Below are 19528 nucleotides of genomic sequence, written 5' to 3' on the forward strand. Positions count from 1 at the left end.
CTCTTCATGGACGGCGGCATCGCCGTCGAACGCGGCGACGCCCGCGAAGTCCTGGGCAACCCACGCGAGAAACGAACCCAGGCCTTCCTCGAAAGGGTCCTGTAGAAGCGGCTGGAACCCTGCCGGTCCCCGTCTTCAACGCCCTCAGGTCGACGTCCATCCGACCGTCGCAGCGCTGACAGCGCCGTCGGCCGGGCCCCTGGTGGCGCCCGGCCGCCCCCACTCGAAACTCCCCGCTAAGGACCCGACATGAAGACGATCCCCTACTGGATAGAAACCGCCGGGGCGTTTCCCGACCGGTCCGGCAAGCCGCTGACCGAGGACACCGACCTGGTGGTCATCGGGGCCGGCCTGACGGGTCTGTCCACCGCCCTGCACTCCGCCCGCAAGGGCGCCCGCGTCACCCTCGTCGAGAAGGGCCAGATCGGCTCCGGTGCCTCCGCCCGCAACGGCGGCATGGCGAACCTGGGGTTCACCATCGGCGTACGCCAGGCCATCCGACGGTACGGCCTGGAGCGGGCCCGCGAGATCTACAACTCCTACGGCGAGGCGGTGGACACCGTCGAGCGGCTCGTGAACGAGGAGTCCATCGACTGCCAGTTCCGCCGCGTCGGACGTCTCGGTGTCGCGTCCCGCCCCGCCCACTTCGAGAGCAAGAAGGCCCAACAGCGCGACCTGGCCAAGTACTTCGGACACGAGACCACGCTGATCGGCAAGGCCGAGCTGCGGTCCGAGATCGGCTCCGACGCCTACCACGGCGGCCTGCTCGACCCGTTCAGCGCCGCACTGCACGTCGGCCGCTTCGTGCGCGGTATGGCCGAGGCGTGCGAGCGCACCGGTGTGGAGATCCACGAGCGCAACGCGGCCATCGGCGTACGGCGCACGGCCGCCGGCCGGTTCGAGGTCAGCACCGAGCGCGGTGTCATCCGGGCCGGGCAGGTCATGATGGCCACCGACGCCTACACCGACAAGAACTTCCCGTGGCTGCGCCGCCAGCAGGTGTGTGTGGGCAGCTTCATCATCGTCACCGAGCCGCTCGGTGAGGAACTCGCCCGGGACATCATCCCCAAGGGCCGCCTCATCGTCGACTCCAACAAGGTCTGCCACTACTTCCGGCTCACCCCGGACAACCGGCTGCTGTTCGGCGGCCGTGCCCGCTTCGCGCCGTCCGACCCCACCTCGGACAAGAAGAGCGGAGCGGTCCTGTTCCGTGAGATGTGCCAGCTCTTCCCCCAGCTCTCCCGCACCAAGATCGAGTACGTGTGGGGCGGCTCCGTCGGCTTCGCGATGGACCGCATCGTGCACGCCGGGCAGACCGAGGACGGCGTCTACTACTCGATGGGATACGCGGGCCACGGCGTGCAGATGGCCACGCACATGGGGCACGTCATGGCCGAGGTGATGGACGGCCACCCCGAGGTCAGCCCCGTCCGCGACATCGCCCCGCCCCGCATCCCCCTCTACAACGGCACCGCCTGGTTCCTGCCCTTCGCGGGCGCCTACTACAAGACGCTGGACCGCATCCGCTGACCGGTCGGCAGCCCCTTCCACGCCTCCAAGGAGATACCCCCATGTCTGTCGTCCGTGATGTCCCCAAGCAGCTGTTCATCGGCGGTGCCTGGCAGGACGCCGAGTCCGGCCGGACCCTGTCCGTCGACAACCCGGCCACCGGCGAGGAACTGTGCCGGGTCGCCGACGCCTCACCCGCCGACGGCCGCCGTGCCGTCGAGGCGGCCGTCGCCGCCCAGCCCGCCTGGGCCGCCACCCCGCCCCGGGTGCGCAGCGAGATCCTGCGCCGCGCCTACGACCTCATCATCGCCCGCACCGAGGACCTCGCGCTGCTGATGACCCTGGAGATGGGCAAGCCCCTGGCCGAGGCGCGTGCCGAAGTCGCCTACGGCGCCGAGTTCTTCCGCTGGTTCTCCGAGGAAGCCGTGCGGATCGACGGCGGCATGATGACCTCCCCCGACGGCCGGAACCGCCTGCTGGTCAGCCGTCAGCCCGTCGGCCCCTGCCTGCTCATCACCCCCTGGAACTTCCCCCTGGCGATGGGCACCCGCAAGATCGGCCCCGCCATCGCCGCCGGCTGCACCATCGTCCTCAAACCCGCCCCCCAGACGCCCCTGACCAGCCTCGCCCTGGCCGCCCTTCTCAAGGAGGCCGGCCTGCCCGATGGCGTCCTCAACATCGTCGTCACCTCCGACGCCGCCGGCGTCGTCGAGCCCCTCCTGCGCGGCGGGCAGATCCGCAAGCTCTCCTTCACCGGCTCCACCCAGGTCGGCCGGATCCTGCTGGCCCAGTGCGCCGACACCGTCATCCGCACCAGCATGGAACTGGGCGGCAACGCCCCCCTCATCGTCTTCGACGACGCCGACCTCGACGTGGCCGTCGAGGGCACCATGGTCGCCAAGATGCGCAACATGGGCGAGTCCTGCTGCGCCGCCAACCGCATCTTCGTCCACACCGCGGTCGCCGACGAGTTCGCCCAGCGTCTCGCCGCCCGCATGGCCGCTCTGAAGGTCGGCGACGGCACCCAGCCCGGCACCGACGTCGGCCCCCTCATCGACGCGGCCGGCCGCAGCAAGGCCCACGACCTGGTGCAGGACGCCGTCAAGCGCGGCGCCACCGTCCTGACCGGCGGTGAACTCCCCGAAGGGCCCGGCTGCTTCTACCCGCCCACCGTCCTGACCGGCATCGCCCCCGACTCCGCGATCATCGACACCGAGATCTTCGGCCCCGTCGCCGCGATCCGTACCTTCGAGACCGAGGACGAGGCCGTCGCCGCCGCCAACGACACCGAATTCGGCCTGGCCGCCTACCTGTTCACCCAGAACCTCGACCGCGCCCTGCGCGTCGCCGAACGCCTCGAAAGCGGCATGATCGGCCTCAACACCGGACTGGTCTCCAACCCCGCCGCGCCCTTCGGCGGCGTCAAGCAGTCCGGCCTGGGACGCGAAGGCGGACGCGTCGGCATCGACGAGTTCCTGGAGTACAAGTACATGGCCGTCCCTGTCGGAGCCTGACATGCGCGACCGACTCGTCGTGCTCCACCGCGGCAACCGGCCCCCCGCCACCGCACGCATCGAACGCCTCGCGGACACCGTCTACGCCACCGAGGAGGAACTGCCCTACCTCCTCCCCGGCGCCGACATCCTCCTGACCTGGGTCACCAACACCCCGGCCGTCCGCGAGGCCTGGCCCGACGATCCGGAGAAGGCGCCCCGCTGGGTCCACGCGGCCTCAGCGGGCGTTGACTCCCTCCTGTTCCCCGCCCTGGTGGACGACCCGCGCGTTGTCCTGACCAACGCCCGCGGGGTGTACGAGCAGCCGACCGCCGAGTACGTCCTCGGCCTGATCCTCGCCCTCGCCAAGGACTTCCCCGGCACCTGGGAGCACCAGCAGCGCCGCGAGTGGCGTCCGCGCCCCAGTGACTCCATCACCGGACGCACCGTGCTGGTCTGGGGGACGGGGCCGATCGGCCGGGCCATCGCCCGGCTGCTGCGCGCTGTGGGGATGCGTGTGTGCGGCGCGGGCCGCAGGGCCCGCAGGGACGACCCCGACTTCGGCACGGTCCACGGTGCGAGGAGCCTGCGTTCCGCGCTGACGGAAGCGGACTACCTCGTCCTGGCCGCACCCCTCACCCAGGACACCCGGGGCATGGTCGACGCCTCCGTGCTCGCCGCCATGAAGCCGGGGGCGCGGCTGATCAACGTAGGCCGGGGCGGACTCGTCGACGAGGAGGCGCTGATCGACCACCTCGCCGCCGGGCGGCTCGCCGGCGCGGCCCTGGACGTGTTCGCCCAGGAACCGCTGCCCGCCGAGTCTCCCCTGTGGAACATGCCCGGCGTGATGATCTCCCCGCACACGGCGGGCGAGACCACCAGCGAGCGGGAGGCGCTCGTCGAGGTGTTCCTCGACAACCTCGCCCGGCACGTCGAGGGCCGGCCACTGCGCAACGTGGTGGACAGGCGGCGCGGATACGTGGTCGACGACACGCACCCCGCCTGAAGGCGAGCAGATCAGCAAGGGGCCGGGCGGTAGCCGCCCGGTCCCCTCGCCCCCCACCGCATCGCGGAGCCGGGTTTACGAAACGGTCAGGTAGATCTTGCGCACGGTTTCGATCGTCTTCCAGACACCGACGTAGCCCGGCTTCATGACGAAGCTGTCGCCTGCCTTGTAGACCACCGGCTCGCCGCCTTCCGGCGTGAGTTCGACGACGCCGGAAAGGATGTGGCAGAACTCGAAGGTCTCGCCCTTGATCGAGTGCGTCTCGCCGGGCGTGGCTTCCCAGACGCCCGTTTTGATCGTTTCCCCGCGGGCGGAGTCCTGGGCCCAGGTCTTGTACGTCGGGTTGCCGGAAATCAGGCGTTCCGGCAGCGGGCCGGACTCCTGGGGGGCGAAGGAGGGGTCGGGATCGATGGTCTTCAGGAGCGACATGCTTTTCCTCTGGTGGATCTGACAAAGACGAAACTCATCGCCCGGCGACCATGCGGGTGGCGCTGTCCGTCCTGCGCCGCTGGTGGTGGTGACGGCGTGCCGATCACCGAAGGCGCGACCTGAACCGGATCGACCGTGCCGGGCGTGATGCTGGAACCGGCCTGCACCGGCGGCGTGGAGCGTGCGACTGCTCCGGCCCATCGAGTATTTCTGACGCTCCGCACGGGGCACAGGCGTGATGTGTCCGTCGCGGGCACGGAGTTCGGACGTTGTGTCAGGCGGGAGGCTGGGACCCGTCGTGTGGAGCATTCCGGCGTCGCCCTCGGTGGCTCCCGTGGTCGTGGAGCCAGCGCAGACCTTCGCTCGTGCCGGCGCGGGGGCGGTACTCGCAGCCGATCCAGCCGTCGAAGCCCAGCTCGTCGACCACGTCGAGCAGGTGGCGGACGTTGAGCTCACCCCGGTCGGGCTCGCCCCGGTCGGGCACGCCCGCGATCTGCAGATGACCGACCCGGCCGGTGGGCAGGTCGCGGCGCAGGGTCGTGGTGAGGTCGCCCTCGACGATCTGGCAGTGGTAGAGGTCGAGCTGCACCTTGAGATGCGGGGCCCCCACTTCCCGCACCACGGCGTGGGCCTCCGCCTGGGTGCTCAGGAAGTACCCGGGCATGTCGCGGCCGTTGATCGGCTCGATCAGGATGTCGACGCCGGCCGCGGCGGCCCGCTCCGCGGCCCAGGCCAGGTTGGTCAGGTAGGTGTCACGGTGCTGGGCCCGCTCGGCCGGTGGCGCGTCCGGTCGGACCAGCCCGGCCATCAGGTGCACCCGCGGGCAGCCCAGCGCCGCCGCGTACTCCAGCGCCCGGTCGACCCCGGAACGCACCTGCGCCTCGCGTCCGGGCAGTGCCGCCATCCCGCGCTCTCCGGACTCCCACGCTCCGGGAGGTGCGTTGAAGAGCACCTGCTCCAGGCCGTGGTCGTCGAGCCGGCGGCGCAGCTCGGCTGCGTCGTACGCGTAGGGGAAGAGGTACTCCACGGCCTGGAAGCCGTCAGCCGAGGCCGCGGCGAAGCGGTCGAGGAAGTCGTGCTCGGTGTACATCATGGACAGGTTCGCTGCGAACCTCGGCATGCTGGCTCCTGTGTTCCGGCCCGGGACGGCCAGGGGCAGTGGTTGACGGCCTGCTTCTTGCTCACACAGGTTCGGCCGTCTGCTCGTTCAGTACACGCACCGCGTCCTCCGCTCCGCTGCGGGGGCTGGAGAGCACGGGCTTGCCGACGGCTTCGGCGATCGCGGGAGCCAGCCGTGCCATGGACGCCTGGGCCAGCACGATCACGTCGACCTCGGTGGCCAGCGCCCGTGCCCCGTCCAGCACCATCGCGTCGTGGCGGTCGCGGTCACCGGACATCAGCACCGAGAAGGCGCCCTCGCAGAGCCGCTCCTGGACGGTGATGTCGCGGCCGGCCGCCCGGGCCTTCTCCTCGACGAGGGCCCGGGTCGGCGGCAGCGTCGTGGGGACCGTGGCCAGGACGCCGACCGTGTCAGCGGTCTCGACCGCGGACGCGGTCATCGCGTCGTCGATCTTGACGATCGGGACGGAGACCAGGCGTCGGGCCACATCGATGGCCGGACCGACCGAGGAGCAGGCGGAGAAGATGACATCGGCCCCCGCGGCCTCCGCGGCCTGCGCCAGGTGCACCATGCGCTGCGTGCTGGCGGGCGAGATCCCACCGTCGCGCACCACGGCAGCGAGCACGTCGCTGTCGACGAAGTGCAGGACCTTGGCGTCCGGCGCGAGTTCCGCGAGGTGTTCGTTGATGACCGAATCGGGGCTGACGAACAGCAGGCTGGTGTGCAGCACGGCGATCGAGGGAGGGGTGGACATGGTGTCTCCGACAGGGTGAGGTATCGGGCCGCGTGCCGGTGCGGGCACGAGAGCACGGGACGAAGCGGTGCGAACGGGCGTACGACGGTCTGGTGTCCGTCGCGGTGGTGCGGCTCGGGGCCAGCCGGCTGAGTTCAGGTCATGTGTGCGTCTCCTCGGCGCGGGGGCTCAGGCGGCCGATGACCTCCAGGGCGGCGTCCCGGACCGCGTCGCGGCAGGCCGCCCACAGGGAGACGACGTCGGAGCCGGGCAACGCGGACGGGAGGGTCACGCGGGTGGCCTCCAGACAGGCGCGGCGCAGTTCCGCGTTGACGTTGACCTTGGCGACGCCTCGGGCGAGGGCGCCGTGCAGCTCCTCGACGGGCAGACCGCTGGCGCCGTGCAGGACCAGCGGGACGGTTACGGCCTCGTGGATCGCGGCCAGCCGCTCCAGGTCCAGGCGGACCGGGTGCTTGGTGAAGCCGTGGACGTTGCCGACGGCGACGGCGAGCGCGTCCACGCCCGTCGCGGCCACGAATTCAGCCGCCTGCCGCGGGTCGGTCATCGCCGCGGCAGGCGCGACGGCGTCGGTGGAGACGTCCTCGTCGCCCGGCAGGGCACCGAGCTCGGCCTCCACCCAGGCACCGTGGCTGCGGGCCCGGCGGACCGCCTCCTTCGTCAAGGCGATGTTCTCGGCGAACGGCAGGTGGGAGCCGTCGACCATGACAGAGGTGTAGCCGGCCTCCAGGCAGGCCGTGATCTCGTCCAGGTCCCGGCTGTGGTCGAGGTGCACACCGAGCGGTGCCGTGGACCGTGCGGCGGCGTCCAGCGCCAGCCGTATCAGGGCCTCGCGGCCGGCGTGCTTGAAGGGACTGGAGCCCGCCTGGATGATGACCGGCCGTCCGGCAGCCTCGGCGGCGGCCGTGATGCCCTGAACCGTCTCCAGGTTGTAGGCGACGAACCCGGGCAGGGCGTGACCGGCGGCCGCGGCCTGCTTCAGGGCATCGGTTCCGTGCAGCAGCATCAGGCACTCCTGAGCAGGTCGAGGGCGTCGGCGAGGGCGTCGGGGCCCCCGACGTTCCCGGCGAAGACGATGTACGGGATGCCGGCGGCGGGGCCGTCCACGGGCTCCCAGAGCGAGACGATGCCCGGCAGCAGCGTGCCCCGGGCCCAGGCACGGCGGATCCGCAGGCCGTGGGTGGCGGTGTCGCTGGAGGTGATACCGCCCTTGGCGACGACGAAAGCGGGCCGCCGGGTGGCGTTGACCTGGCGCACGGCCTGCACGAGCGCGGCGGAGACCCGGCGGGAGATCGCCAGGCTGTCGTCCGCGTCGGCACCCGTCACCAGCACGCGAGAGGTGCGGATCACGGCGTCGGCCGAGTCCAGCGCGCCGGCGGCCGCGGCCGCGACCTCGGCGATGTGGGCGTCACGCCGCTTCTCGTCGAGCAGCAGGGCCACGTCCAGCTCGTACTCGGCGATCCCGCCCCGCTCCCGCAGCCGGTCCAACTGCCGTGTCGTCAGCGCGACATGAGACCCCACGACGACGAGGCCGTGCGGTGCGTCGCCGCGCAGCGGGCGCAGTTCGGCCGGGGTGAGCGGTGCCCGCCCGGCCTGTCCGGCGCGGGCCCTGACGAAGGACGGCCCGACCCGGTACAGCAGCCGCGTGCCGTTCTCCTCCGCCTGAGCGAGGGCCAGGGCGAGCACCCGCAGATCGTCGTCGCACACCGCGTCGACCACGGCCACCCGTCCGCCGCGCAGCGCGGACAGCAGCCGCGCCGTGTGCGCCGGGCCGCCGCCGCGCAGGTCGTCGAGGGTGACGCGCAGGACCTCGTCGGCGGGCACGCGTCCGCCCGTCTTCTCCTCGACCCACTCGGGCAGCGACGAGCTGCGGTAGCCGAAGGTGGCGTCACGGGCGAACTCGCTCTCGCCGACCGGCAGCAGCCCCTCTGCCGTCCGCATCCAGTGGCGGGAGCCGACGGTCAGCCGGCCCGCCTCGAGGTAGGCGGGGACCAGTACGACGCCGTCCGGAGCCTGGCCGTCCAGCTCGGTCAGCTCTTCGGCGAGGACGTCGGTCTCCAGCGGGAAGTGGCCGCGCAGCGTCGAGTCGCCGCGGCTGGCCAGGACGTAGCCGGTGCCCTCGGCCGCCGACGCCGCGTGCAGGGCGCGGACGACCTCGCGGTTGCGGGCGGCCGCGTCCTCGGGGGACAGGCTGCGGGTGTTGGTGAGGACGAAGAAGACGGCGCTGTCCTGGCGCAGCGCCCAGCGCAGGTCGTCCACCGTCCAGGACGTCAGGACGGGCACGTCGGCCACCGTCTGGGTGCCGGTGGGATCGTCGTCGAGGACGACGAGACGGGGGCCGCCGGATATGCGGGCGGCCACTTCCGCGGCGCTCACCTCGCGGACCGGGGGCAGCCCTTCCAGGACCGCTGCCTCGGGGACGGTCCGCGTCTGGGCAGGGAGGGGTAGGGGCATGGCGAATTCCTGCTCCCTTACGGGTAGTGACGAGTTCTGCCGCCCCGCGCCCGCTGGCGAGGGCCTCCGGGGCGGTGCCGGTGGCTGCCTCGTAGCCGATGTACGGGTTCGGGGCGGTGTGTGCGTGGGGTGCAGCAAAGGGGGGCGAGCGAGCACGACCCGCCAGGGTGGTGGGGACTTACCGCGATCACGGCGCGGAGAGTCTTCGCAGTGTCACCGCCGTCGGTATCGGCTCAGAACGAAGCGCCGCCGAACGGCAGGAACCAGGCGGTGCCGGCGAGAGGGCGTCACCGTGGATGAGGACGGTGCGGTGGTTGGTTCGTCATACGGCCGATTGCAGCAGTGGGCCGAGCAGCGCGTCCAAGACGCGATCCCGATGTGCCTTATAAGGCCGCCCTATAAGGGACGGCGTGGTCGCGGCACCGCGCGGCGCGGAGGCCGGCGTCGGCCGGGCCGGGGGAACGGACCGTCCGGCGCCGGGACAGGGATCACTCGCGTACGCCGGCCAGGTGTACCGCCCCGCGTCGCAGCGCCGGCACCGCGGCGGCCACCGAGGCGACCACGGCCAGCACCGCGCAGGCGCCGACGGTGGCCCCGATGGTCTCCCACGGCAGCTCGATCGTGGTGCGCACCGACAGCAGGCGCAAAGCCCCCCACATGCCCGCCAGGTTGAGTCCGGCGACCAGCAGCCCGAGCAGTCCGCCGACGGCGACGACCGTCAGCGCCTCGGCGCCCACCAGCCGCAGCACCTGCCACTGGGTGGCCCCGGCCAGTCGCAGCACGGCCAGGTCGCGCACCCGGTCGGAGGTCGCCATGACCATCGTGTTGACCAGGGAGATACCGGTGTACAGCAGGGCGATGCCGAGGACCAGCAGGAAGCCGAGCCGGGTCGTGCGGTTGGTCTCGGGGTAGGTCGCCCGCACCCACTGGTCCTTGGTGAGGACCTGCCCGCCCGCGGCGCCCACCGCCTTGCGCAGCCCGGCGGCCACCGCACCGGCGTCGGCCCCGTCCGCCAGGGCGACGTCGGCCCGGTCGACGGGCGCGCCGGGGGCGTTGGCCGGGGTGACGTAGACGCCGTTGTCGCCGGTGCCGGTGGTCATCACCGCGGCGATCCGCAGCGTCTTCTCCGTACCGTCGCCCAGCCACACCCGCACCCGCTCGCCCACGGTGTGCCGCTCCCACTCCTCGTTGACGATGATCGAGCCGTCGTCGAGATCGGTCGCCTTGCCGGCGGCCAGCGGCAGTCGCCTGGTGGCCGCCAGCGCCTCGGGGTCGGCGGCACGGGCCTCGGACTTGATGAGCGCCACGCCTTCCTCCAGGACGTACACGGCGCTCGACGCGGTCGCGGACACCTCGGCGCCGGGCACCGCGCGCAGCCGGTCGAGCGTCTGCGGGTCGAACCCCGCATCGCCCGGGGCGGTGACGACGAAGGCGGCGGCGGTCTGCTCCCGCGACTCGGTGGCCTTCGCCTTGTTCAGCGTCGCGGTGGCGCCCAGCAGCGAGCCCGCGAGGGCCACCGTGACCAGGACGGGCGCCGCGGTCGCGGCGGTACGGCGCACGCCGGCGGCCGCGTTCTCGCGGACCAGCATGCCGCCGGCGCCCGGCAGCCGGGCGGGCAGCCACGCCAGCAGCCGGGTCAGCGGGCGCACCACGACCGGCGCGAGCAGCGCGACCGCGGTGATCAGCAGCATCGGCCGGCTCACATAGGTCTTGCGGTGCAGCAGGTCGCCCGGATTCCCGGCGAGGGCGATGCCGAGCGTCACCACGGCGGTCAGCAGCAGACCCGCCCCGAACAGCCGGCGGCCCCACGTCATCGCCCTGGTGTCCACGGCCGCCTCACGCAGCGCCTGCGTCGGACCTGTGCGGCCGGCCCGCCAGGAGGCGGCGACCACGCCGCACAGGGCGACGAGCAGGCCCGTCCAGAAGGCCATGTGGTACGGCCAGGTGTAGTCGCCGATGGCGAACCAGGACGGCGCCAGCTCCCCGTCGACCACCCAGTCGGCCAGCCGCGGCGCCCCGTACGCGCCGAGCACGCAGCCGGCGGCCGACGCGAGCACACCGACCAGCAGGGCCTCGGCGAACACCATCCGGCGGATCTGGCCCGGCGTGGCCCCGGCGGTGCGCAGCAGGCCGAACTCGCGGCGCCGCTGGGCGACGGCGAAGGCGAAGGTGGAGGCCACCACGAACACCGACACGAAGGCGGTGACGCCGCCGGCCGTGCCGAACATGGCGTTCATCGCGGTCAGCGCCTCGCTGTCCCGGTCGGGGTCGGCGTCGGCGTACCGGCGCGCGTTGCCGGTGAGCACCTGCGCGCTGTCGCCCACCACCCGGCGGACGGCCGACGCCTCGGCGTCCACCACCAGCTGCACGCTCGACGGTGCCAGCCGGGCGGCCTGGGCGTCGGTGTAGAACACCGCGTTCTCGAAGGACCGGGCTCCGCGGCCGGCGACGGTGCCGACGACCCGTACGGTGCCGAGGTCGGTGCGCACGCTCTGGCCGGGCGCGGCCCAGTCGCCGTTGACGACGACCTCACCGGCCGTACGCGGCGCGCGCCCCGCCTCGATCTCGTACGGGGCGAACCGGGCCGTGGACCAGGGGTGGCCCACCAGGTCGCCCGGACCGCCCTGCGCCCGTACGGCGAAGGACCGGTCCTCGACGACGGTGCCGAGCTTCTCCAGCTTCGCGACGGTCGCGGCGGGCACCGCCCGCGGCTGGGCGAGCCTCTGTGTGTGGTCGCCGATCGGGGTCGGCACGCGCAGCGTGTCCTGCCCCTTGACCACGACCGGCGCGGCCGCGAACCGCTCCGGTTGCCGCTCGGGCCCGTCCAGCGAGGAGGCGAGGGCCAGGCCCATCACGGCGAGCAGTGCGACGCCCAGGGACAGCGCGACGAAACTGCCGGCGAAAGTGACCCAGCGGGTGCGCAGGGTGCGCAGGGCGACGCTCAGCACGGCACGCCCTCCAGCTTGGTCATGCGCGTGGCGATGTCGTCGGCGCTCGCCCCGGCGAGCTCTCCGTTGACCCGCCCGTCGACGAGGAAGACCACGCGGTCGGCGTAGGAGGCGGCCACCGGGTCGTGGGTGACCATGATGATGGTCTGACCCTCGCGGTCGACCATGCCGCGCAGCAGCGCCAGCACCTCACGGCTGGTCTGCGAGTCCAGCGCTCCGGTCGGCTCGTCACCGAACAGCACCTCGGGGCGGGTGATCAGGGCCCGGGCCAGGGCGACCCGCTGCTGCTGGCCGCCGGACATCTCGGTGGGCCGGTGCCGCGCCCGATCGCCGAGGCCGACCTGCTGGAGCACCTCGCGCACCTGCGCCCTGGGGACGCGCCGGCCGGCCAGGCGCAGGGGCAGCGCCACGTTCTGCTCGGCGGTCAGCGACGGCAGCAGGTTGAAGGCCTGGAAGACGAACCCGATGCGGTCGCGGCGCAGGCGGGTCAGCTTGGTCTCGCTGAGCTTGGTCAGCTCTGTGTCGCCCACGGTGACCGACCCCGACGTGGGGCGGTCCAGGCCCGCGGCGCACTGCAGGAGGGTCGACTTGCCGGAGCCCGAAGGGCCCATGACGGCGGTGAAGGTGCCCCTGGGGAAGGAGAGGGAGACCTGGTCGAGAGCCGTCACGGCGCTGTCTCCCGACCCGTAGCGCCTGCTGACGGAGCGCAACTGGATCGCGTCGTTGTTCATCTGTCCCCACTCGGATTCATCTGTCCCCACTTCGGGTGCTGTGCGAGCCAAGCCGTCGTCATGACGCCCCCCTGCCGTCTCCTGAGGCCACCACGAAACCGTGACGGTGCACCTCGGCGCAGTGCGGCGGGAGCGAGATCTGGGGTAGGGCCAGGCCTATCCGTGAGGCTCCGGTCAACTCCCGTCGGTCAGCCGGCGGTCCGCCGTGCGGCTGGGGTGGCGGTGGATCAGATCGTCCGGCAGACAGGGGCCGCCCGCGGAGGACGGACGGCACATGGCCGGGGGGAGGCGCCGAGCGCCCGCAGCGGCTGCTTCGGCCATGTTTGCGCCACACCTTGGCGGGATCATGCCTTCGGCTTGGCAGCAGGCTGCGGTGGCAAGAGCCTGCACCCGGGGGACCGTGACCCGCCGCCCGCGCGGCGGGGTAGGGCCGGCCCTACCCGTGGTCCGCCCCCTGGACCGATGGTGTCCGCCCGCACGGGAGTTCTACGGTGATCGGCATGCAGCCTCGGAATGTGTGGCAGGCCATGGCCCGCCCGGGCTTCCTGGCGTCGGCGTGGCCGTGGCGCTCGGTCGCCTACCTGCTGACCGGCGCGGTGACGGGAGTCGTCGCCCTGGTCGGGATCGTGACCGCCGCCGCGGTCGGTGGCGTGCTCGCCATCGTGCTGGTCGGGCTGCCGCTGCTGGTCCTCACGGCCCTCGCGGGCCTTCCGGTGGCGTGGGTGGAGCGGCGCAGACTGTGGCTGGTCGACCTCGATCCGGCGCACGGCCGGCACCAGCCCGTCACCTCCGGGGGGCTGTGGGCCTGGCTGACGACCCGGCTGCGCGAGCAGGCCACCTGGCGCGAGCTCGGCTACGCCCTGCTGTTCTCGGCCCTGTTGTGGCCGGTGGACGCGCTCGCCGTCACGGTCGCCCTGGTCTTCCCGGTGTCCATGGTCGCCACGCCGGTGCTGATGGCCACCATCGGCGGTGGCGAGGAGGCGAAGGTCCTCAAACAGTGGACCGTCACCACCTGGCCGACGGCGTTCGGCGTCGCGGTGCTGGGACTGCTTCTGCTGGCGGTCGGCGCCTACGTGCTGGGCGTGGCCGCGGGTGCCCGGGCCGAACTGACCCGGCTGCTGATCGCCCCCCGCGACGCCGACCTGGACGCCAAGGTGGTCGAACTGACCCGGTCGCGGGTGCGGCTGGTGGACGCCTTCGAGGCGGAACGGCGGCGCATCGAGCGCGATCTGCACGACGGGGCGCAGCAGCGCCTGGTGGCGCTGACCATGGCACTCGGCCTGGCCCGCCTGGACGCGCCGCCCGGCCCGCTGGCCGACCAGCTCGCCGAGGCGCACGCTCAGGCGGGCATGGCCCTGGAGGAGCTGCGCGAGCTCATCCACGGCATCCATCCCAAGGTGCTCGCCGACTACGGCCTGGAAGCGGCGGTCGCCGATGCCGCCGACCGCTCCGTCGTCCCGGTCGACGTGGAACTGGACCTGCCCGGACGGCTGCCGGCGTCGGTGGAGGGCGCCGCGTACTTCGTGGTGTGCGAGGCGCTCGCCAACGTCGCCAAGCACAGCGGCGCGAACCGGGCACGGGTCAGCGGCGGGCATCGCGACGGGCGCCTTGCGTTGCAGGTGAGCGACGACGGCCGGGGCGGTGCCGATGCGGGAGCCGGCAGCGGGCTGACCGGACTCGCGGACCGGGTGTCGGCGCTGAATGGCAGACTCTCCCTGTCCAGTCCCCCGGGCGGACCGACCCTGCTGCGTGTGGAGATCCCTTGTACGGTAAGCGAGTTGACCGACCGCTGCGCGTAGTGCTGGCCGAGGACAGCGTGCTGCTGCGGGAGGGGCTGATCGGCCTGCTCAACCGTTGCGGACACGAGGTGGCCGCCGCCGTAGGAGACGCCGAGGCGCTGGTGGCCGCGGTCGAGGAGCACCAGCCCGACATCGTCGTGACGGACGTGCGCATGCCGCCCGGCTTCCAGGACGAGGGTCTGCACGCGGCGGTACGGCTGCGCGAGCGGCGGCCCACGTTGCCCGTGCTGGTCCTCAGCCAGTACGTACAGCGGACGTACGCCTCCGAGTTGCTGGACTCCGGGGACGGCACGGGCGTCGGCTATCTGCTGAAGGACCGCGTCGGTCAGGTGGAGGAGTTCGTCGAGGCGCTGCGCGAGGTGGCGGACGGCGGCACGGTCGTCGATCCCGAGGTCGTACGGCAGTTGCTGCGCCGGCGCCGGGATCCGCTGGAGCGGCTGACCCCGCGGGAGCGGGAGGTGCTGGCGCTGATCGCGCAGGGCAAGTCGAACGGCGCGATCGCCCGCGAGCTGGTGGTGTCCGAGGCGGCGGTCGGCAAGCACATCAGCAGCATCCTGACCAAGCTGGACCTGCCTCCGGCGGACGGGACGCACCGCAGGGTGCTGGCGGTGCTGGCGTACCTGCGCACGTGAGCCAGGTGTAGTACCGGGGGGTGTCCCTCCGCACCCCGCAGAGGTACGGCACACCCCCGGCGCAGCCCCGGGACGGGCGCTGTGCGTCGCCCGGTGAACCCACCGGGCACGACGGCCCGAGCCGTCAACTCCCGACGGTGCACCCGAGGAACGTCCGGTACCAGGGCGCCGACCTCGGGAACGTGTCCGCGAACCCCGTGCCCGGAGCACAGTCGAGGTCCTTCCAGAAGCCGTCGTCCGCGAACCAGTGGTCGACGGTGAGCATGTCGAGGTGATGCCGTGCCTGCGGCGACCCGGCGGTCCGGGCGCGGGCGGTGGCGACGTCCACCGCCGCTCCGCCCCCGGCATCCGTGACGTGCGTGGCCACGGCCTCGAGCAGCGCGGAGGAGGGGACGGGCTCGGGGTGGTTGACGTGGTGCACACCGGGGCCGTGCGACGGCGACAGTGCGGCGGCCACCACGGCCCGGCCGAGCGTCTCCACGTCGATCATCGACTGCCGGGCCGTGCACCCGGTCACCGACGCGGACACCTCGCGCAGCAGCCCCACCAGTCCGGGAATCACCCAGCGGTCGCCCGTGCCGTACACCAGGTGCGGTCGCAGGACCAGGCCGTCCGCGTCGAGGACGTGCCGCTCGGCCGCGGCCCGGCTGCGGCTGGTGGCAGAAGCGGGGGCGAGCGGCGCCTCGCCCGGGAGCAGCCCGCGGAAGGGGCCCCTGCCGTACACGGCGGCCGTACTGACGTACACGATGCGGCGGACGCCGCAGCGCACCGCCTCCGCCACGAGGGCGCGTGTGCCGTGGTCGTTGACGGCCGCGGCGGTCTCGGGGTCGCCGCCGATCTGCGAGGCGCAGTGGACGAGCACGTCCGTGTCCGCGCAACTGCCGCGCAGGGACGCCGGATCGGCGAGGTCGCCGGGCACGACGCCGTCGCCGGCGTGCTCGGCGTGCGGGCGGCGGGACAGGTGCCGTACGCGCACCTCAGGGCGCCGGGCGGCGGCGGCCGCGACCCGGCTTCCTATGAACCCCGTCGCGCCCGTGATCAGGAGGTTGACGGTCACGACAGGGACCGTACCGGGGCCCGCTGAGCGGCCGTCAGGGTGGCCGTGAAGACGGACTCGCCGTCCTGCCGGCCCGACACCCGTACGGTCACCTGATCCGCTTCCTCGGCCAGCACCTCCGTCTCCAGCAGGCAGGGGGTGTCCAGTTCGGCGTACCGGCTGAAGGTGGCCGTCATCGAGGACGGCAGGAAGGGCCGCCTGCCGGACGCCGCGGTGGCGGCCTGACGGGCGGCCTCGAACAGGACCATGCCCGGCACGTGGTCGTTGGGGCGGTGGAAGAGGACCGGGTGGCCGGTGTCCACACGCAGCCGCCAGACGCCGGGGCGGTCGGCGGGGGCGAGGACGACGTCCCTGGCGCGGTCGCGACCGGCCAGTTCCGGCGGTATGCCCGGCAGCAGCGGAACCGGGGCGCCGACGCGGGCCAACTGGCTCGCGCGCAGGCGGCGGTAGGCAGCCGGTGAGGTACAGCCGGTGCTGCCGGTGCCGCGGGCCACGAGCCGTCCGGCCCGGCGGAACTCCATCGTCGTCCGCATGCTGTGCAGGCCGCGCCCCCGGCGGCGTATCTCCGAGCAGACCACGTCGATCGTGACCGGCTCCGCCGCGTCCGACACCAGCAGGGCGGACGGGTCGGCGGCGACCGACAGGTCCCACATGACGAAGTGCGTGTCGAGCGGGGCGCCGAACGCGGCGTGGGCGAGCGCCATCGAGGTCTGACGCAACGTTTCTCCCACCACCATCGGGTCCTGGTGGAGGTCGTCCACGGGCCCGAAAAAGGGGTGGTCGCCCGGCCAGCGGGCGGTGACGCGGAAACGGGTGTCGGACACCCGGACCCACTCCACCGGGAAGACGTCCGACGCGCGGGAGCGGTGGGCGAGTTCGCTGGTGACCTTCAGGACGCGACCTATCTCGTCGGCTCCGTGCGCCGGATCCCCCCGAGGTCCGGTCTGATCCTCTGTGGCTGTGCTTAAAGCACCTGTCTTCGGCATGAGGAACCCCCGGGATTCGACGGCCTGGCTCCGTGCGGTGTGAAATTAAGATACGGACGAGCCGGTTTATTTCCAAGGGTTGATCACACCGCTGGAGACGAGCCCAAGCGCCCACCCCTCAGAGCGACTTCACGCAGATCCACGGCAGATCAGGAGGCACCGATGGCGCGACAGGAGCGCGCGATCCGTACCCGGCGCACCATCCTGGAGGCGGCCGCGGCCGTTTTCGACGAACGGGGCTACACCTCGGCGACCATCGGGGAGATCCTGCAGCGAGCGGGCGTGACCAAGGGCGCGCTGTACTTCCACTTCGGCTCCAAGGAGGAGCTGGCCCTCGGCGTCTTCGAGGAACAGCTCGCCATCTCTCTGCCGCCGCAGGCCAGCAAGCTGCAGGAACTGGTCGACTCCGGCCTGGTCCTGGCCCGGCGGCTGCGCGAGGAGCCTTTGGTGCGGGCCAGTGTCGGACTGGCCCTCGACCAGGGGGCGCTGGGCCTGGACCGGACTCCGGCATTCCGGATGTGGATCGACCAGACCACGCGGACGCTTTCGGAGGCCAAGGCGCAGGGGGAGCTGCTGCCGCACGTCAAGGTGACGGAGACGGCGGAACTGCTGGTCGCGAGCTTCTCGGGGGTGCAGCTGCTGTCCCAGCTGCGCTGCCAGCGGGAGGACCTGGAACGCCGGGTCGTCGTGCTGTTCGACCACTTCCTGCCCAGCGTCGCCGTGCCGGCGGTACTGGCCCGGCTCGACATCTCCGCGGAGCGCGCGGGGCGGGTGCTGGCGGAGAGCGGTGAGAGGCTGGAGTCGGTGGCGGGGTGAGGGAGAGAGTTGTCCACAGCCCGGGAGTTGTCCACAGGGGCTGACGCCGTGCGGCCCGGCGGTTGTACGGTCGGCACGCGTTGATGTTCGTGCGGGTGGCGACGGGTGTCGAGTGCTGCTGGGCTCGGCGGTGCGTGGGTGGTGCTCGGCGTGCTCGGCGGTGCTCGGTGTTGCTCAGTGGTGCTCATGGGTGTGAGGCGGGGGAGGCGGTTGCGGTGACCGGGGTGGACGTGGGTGGGGTGCCGGGCGGGGCCGGCGCGGGTGCTGGTTCCGGTCCCGGAGGTGCCGACCGTGAAGGTACTGGTGGCGTCGCGGAAGGCGGTGGGCCGGCCGACGCCGGAAGGGCGCGCCGGCTGCCGCGGGTGCCGGGCTTCGCCGAGTGGCCCGCCCAGGGCTCGCCCAAGGACGAGGGCAAGGCCCTGCGCAAGCGTGTCCCGCGCCGCGCCCACGCCACGCTCGACCTGGACGCCGCCCGCCCCGACGCGGTGAGCGCGGTGGAGGAGTCCAACCGGGGACGGCTGCCCGAGCTCACCCCGATCCGGGTCGGCAGGATGGCGGCCACCCCCTTCGCCTTCCTGCGCGGCGCGGCCGGGCTCATGGCGTACGACCTGGCCCGCACCCCCATGACCGGGATCGGGGCCCAGATCTGCGGCGACGCCCACGCGGCCAACTTCGGCCTCTACGGGGACGCCCGCGGCCGCCTCGTCATCGACCTCAACGACTTCGACGAGACGGTGCACGGCCCCTGGGAGTGGGACCTCAAGCGCCTCGCGGCCTCCCTGGTGCTCGCCGGCCGGGAGGCCGGCGCGGACGAGGACACCTGCCGCCGGGCGGCACACGACGCCGTCGGCGCCTACCGCCGCACCATGCGGCTGCTGGCCAAGCTGCCCGTCCTCGACGCGTGGAACGCCATCGCGGACGAGGAGCTCGTCTCCCACACCGACGCCCACGACCTGCTCGGCACGCTGGAACGGGTCTCGGAGAAGGCGCGCCAGAACACCAGCGGGCGCTTCGCGGCCCGGTCGACCGAGCCGACCGAGGACGGCGGACGGCGCTTCCTGGACGCCCCGCCGGTGCTGCGGCGCGTCCCCGACGCGCAGGCCGCCGCGGTGGCGGCGTCCCTGGAGCAGTACCTGACCACGCTGCCCGAGGACCGCCTGCCGCTGCTGGCCCGGCACGCGGTGCACGACGTGGCGTTCCGGGTCGTCGGCACGGGCAGTGTCGGCACCCGCTCGTACGTGGTGCTCCTCCTGGACCACCGGGGCGAGCCGCTGGTGCTCCAGGTCAAGGAGGCCCGCCCGTCGGCGCTCGTGCCGCACCTGGTGACAGCCGGCTTCGAGGCCCCGCCGACCGGCCACGAGGGCCACCGGATCGTGCTGGGCCAAAAGCGCATGCAGGTCGTGAGCGACGTCCTGCTGGGCTGGACGACGGTCGACGGCCGCCCCTTCCAGGTCCGCCAGTTCCGCAACCGCAAGGGCAGCGTCGACCCCGCCGCCCTGGCCGCCGACCAGATCGACGACTACGCCCGCATGACCGGCGCCCTGCTGGCCCGCGCCCACTCCCACAGCGCCGACCCCCGCCTCGTCGCCGGCTACTGCGGCAAGAACGAGGAGCTCGACGAGGCCATCGCCGCGTTCGCGGTGTCGTACGCCGACCGCACGGAGGCGGACCACGCCGCACTGGTGGCGGCGGTGCGGGCGGGGAGGATCGCCGCGGAGCTGGGGGTGTAGCGCCCTGGGGCACCGGTGGGGTGACCCATGACCCCGGAGGTCCCCGCGGCGTGCCCTACGCTGGTCG

At 72.8% G+C, this 19528-nt stretch carries 16 protein-coding genes and 1 pseudogene; 8 read left to right on the forward strand and 9 right to left on the reverse strand.

The genetic code is table 11. The features are described from left to right. The 4 genes and pseudogenes from AB0K80_RS29225 to AB0K80_RS29240 form a co-directional block, all read left to right on the forward strand. Positions 1-105 (forward strand): annotated as a pseudogene (locus AB0K80_RS29225) (ectoine/hydroxyectoine ABC transporter ATP-binding protein EhuA); the annotation flags it as partial. A 144-nt stretch (positions 106-249) separates the two neighbouring features. Beyond that, positions 250-1530, forward strand: a complete 1281-nt coding sequence (locus tag AB0K80_RS29230; protein ID WP_365674764.1) for an FAD-binding oxidoreductase — start codon at positions 250-252, stop codon at positions 1528-1530. 41 nt (positions 1531-1571) lie between these two features. Further along, positions 1572-3023 carry an NAD-dependent succinate-semialdehyde dehydrogenase gene (locus AB0K80_RS29235; protein ID WP_365674766.1) on the forward strand — a complete coding sequence of 484 codons (1452 nt, stop codon included), beginning with the start codon at positions 1572-1574 and terminating at the stop codon, positions 3021-3023. A 1-nt stretch (position 3024) separates the two neighbouring features. Next, positions 3025-4008: a D-2-hydroxyacid dehydrogenase gene (locus tag AB0K80_RS29240; protein WP_365674768.1), complete on the forward strand. Its 984-nt coding sequence runs from the start codon at positions 3025-3027 to the stop codon at positions 4006-4008. Between the two features lie 75 nt (positions 4009-4083). On the opposite strand, the gene AB0K80_RS29245 is transcribed toward AB0K80_RS29240, so the two are convergent. The 7 genes from AB0K80_RS29245 to AB0K80_RS29275 form a co-directional block, all read right to left on the reverse strand. Beyond that, positions 4084-4437, reverse strand: coding sequence for a cupin domain-containing protein (locus tag AB0K80_RS29245; protein ID WP_365674770.1), 354 nt, complete (start codon positions 4435-4437; stop codon positions 4084-4086). A 274-nt stretch (positions 4438-4711) separates the two neighbouring features. Then, entirely contained in the window at positions 4712-5557 is an 846-nt protein-coding gene (otnI, locus tag AB0K80_RS29250) for a 2-oxo-tetronate isomerase (RefSeq protein ID WP_365674772.1), read from the reverse strand. A 61-nt stretch (positions 5558-5618) separates the two neighbouring features. Next, positions 5619-6311 carry an aspartate/glutamate racemase family protein gene (locus AB0K80_RS29255; protein ID WP_365674774.1) on the reverse strand — a complete coding sequence of 231 codons (693 nt, stop codon included), beginning with the start codon at positions 6309-6311 and terminating at the stop codon, positions 5619-5621. Between the two features lie 139 nt (positions 6312-6450). Continuing rightward, complete coding sequence (locus tag AB0K80_RS29260) at positions 6451-7314, reverse strand: class II fructose-bisphosphate aldolase (protein WP_365674776.1); 864 nt, start codon at positions 7312-7314, stop codon at positions 6451-6453. Next, the gene (locus tag AB0K80_RS29265; RefSeq protein WP_365674777.1) at positions 7314-8762 is read right to left on the reverse strand and encodes a four-carbon acid sugar kinase family protein; all 1449 of its coding nucleotides are present in this window, start codon (positions 8760-8762) and stop codon (positions 7314-7316) included. The genes AB0K80_RS29260 and AB0K80_RS29265 overlap by 1 nt, the downstream gene beginning before the upstream one ends. Positions 8763-9250: 488 nt before the next feature. Further along, positions 9251-11710, reverse strand: a complete 2460-nt coding sequence (locus AB0K80_RS29270) for an ABC transporter permease (RefSeq protein ID WP_365674779.1) — start codon at positions 11708-11710, stop codon at positions 9251-9253. Beyond that, positions 11704-12441 (reverse strand): ABC transporter ATP-binding protein, encoded by a 738-nt coding sequence (locus tag AB0K80_RS29275; RefSeq protein WP_365674781.1) that lies wholly within the window; start codon positions 12439-12441, stop codon positions 11704-11706. The genes AB0K80_RS29270 and AB0K80_RS29275 overlap by 7 nt, the downstream gene beginning before the upstream one ends. A gap of 527 nt (positions 12442-12968) precedes the next feature. Here AB0K80_RS29275 and AB0K80_RS29280 point away from each other — a divergent pair. Next, entirely contained in the window at positions 12969-14240 is a 1272-nt protein-coding gene (locus AB0K80_RS29280; RefSeq protein WP_365674938.1) for a sensor domain-containing protein, read from the forward strand. After that, positions 14240-14872, forward strand: a complete 633-nt coding sequence (locus AB0K80_RS29285) for a response regulator transcription factor (RefSeq protein ID WP_365674783.1) — start codon at positions 14240-14242, stop codon at positions 14870-14872. The genes AB0K80_RS29280 and AB0K80_RS29285 overlap by 1 nt, the downstream gene beginning before the upstream one ends. 124 nt (positions 14873-14996) lie before the next feature. Here AB0K80_RS29285 and AB0K80_RS29290 read toward each other — a convergent pair whose 3' ends face one another. Both AB0K80_RS29290 and AB0K80_RS29295 read right to left on the reverse strand, forming a co-directional pair. Then, on the reverse strand, positions 14997-15929 hold the full coding sequence (locus AB0K80_RS29290; RefSeq protein ID WP_365674785.1) for an NAD-dependent epimerase/dehydratase family protein: 933 nt from the start codon (positions 15927-15929) through the stop codon (positions 14997-14999). Continuing rightward, entirely contained in the window at positions 15926-16915 is a 990-nt protein-coding gene (locus AB0K80_RS29295; RefSeq protein ID WP_365674787.1) for a ScbA/BarX family gamma-butyrolactone biosynthesis protein, read from the reverse strand. The genes AB0K80_RS29290 and AB0K80_RS29295 overlap by 4 nt, the downstream gene beginning before the upstream one ends. Positions 16916-17077: 162 nt before the next feature. Between AB0K80_RS29295 and AB0K80_RS29300 the strand changes: the two genes are divergently transcribed. Both AB0K80_RS29300 and AB0K80_RS29305 read left to right on the forward strand, forming a co-directional pair. Next, positions 17078-17731 (forward strand): ScbR family autoregulator-binding transcription factor, encoded by a 654-nt coding sequence (locus tag AB0K80_RS29300; RefSeq protein WP_365674788.1) that lies wholly within the window; start codon positions 17078-17080, stop codon positions 17729-17731. A gap of 353 nt (positions 17732-18084) precedes the next feature. Beyond that, positions 18085-19461: a DUF2252 domain-containing protein gene (locus AB0K80_RS29305; RefSeq protein ID WP_365674939.1), complete on the forward strand. Its 1377-nt coding sequence runs from the start codon at positions 18085-18087 to the stop codon at positions 19459-19461. The last annotated feature ends 67 nt before the right edge of the window (positions 19462-19528 follow it).

Origin of the sequence: Streptomyces sp. NPDC052682, assembly GCF_040678435.1 — a bacterium.
Lineage (GTDB): Bacteria > Actinomycetota > Actinomycetes > Streptomycetales > Streptomycetaceae > Streptomyces.

Bases quoted from the DNA above. Each gene is read 5' to 3' on its own strand.
- AB0K80_RS29230 (WP_365674764.1), top strand. From the start codon at position 250: ATGAAGACGATCCCCTACTGGATAGAAACCGCCGGGGCGTTTCCCGAC.
- AB0K80_RS29235 (WP_365674766.1), top strand. From the start codon at position 1,572: ATGTCTGTCGTCCGTGATGTCCCCAAGCAGCTGTTCATCGGCGGTGCC.
- AB0K80_RS29240 (WP_365674768.1), top strand. From the start codon at position 3,025: ATGCGCGACCGACTCGTCGTGCTCCACCGCGGCAACCGGCCCCCCGCC.
- AB0K80_RS29245 (WP_365674770.1), bottom strand. From the start codon at position 4,437: ATGTCGCTCCTGAAGACCATCGATCCCGACCCCTCCTTCGCCCCCCAG.
- otnI (WP_365674772.1), bottom strand. From the start codon at position 5,557: ATGCCGAGGTTCGCAGCGAACCTGTCCATGATGTACACCGAGCACGAC.
- AB0K80_RS29255 (WP_365674774.1), bottom strand. From the start codon at position 6,311: ATGTCCACCCCTCCCTCGATCGCCGTGCTGCACACCAGCCTGCTGTTC.
- AB0K80_RS29260 (WP_365674776.1), bottom strand. From the start codon at position 7,314: ATGCTGCTGCACGGAACCGATGCCCTGAAGCAGGCCGCGGCCGCCGGT.
- AB0K80_RS29265 (WP_365674777.1), bottom strand. From the start codon at position 8,762: ATGCCCCTACCCCTCCCTGCCCAGACGCGGACCGTCCCCGAGGCAGCG.
- AB0K80_RS29275 (WP_365674781.1), bottom strand. From the start codon at position 12,441: ATGAACAACGACGCGATCCAGTTGCGCTCCGTCAGCAGGCGCTACGGG.
- AB0K80_RS29280 (WP_365674938.1), top strand. From the start codon at position 12,969: ATGGCCCGCCCGGGCTTCCTGGCGTCGGCGTGGCCGTGGCGCTCGGTC.
- AB0K80_RS29295 (WP_365674787.1), bottom strand. From the start codon at position 16,915: ATGCCGAAGACAGGTGCTTTAAGCACAGCCACAGAGGATCAGACCGGA.
- AB0K80_RS29300 (WP_365674788.1), top strand. From the start codon at position 17,078: ATGGCGCGACAGGAGCGCGCGATCCGTACCCGGCGCACCATCCTGGAG.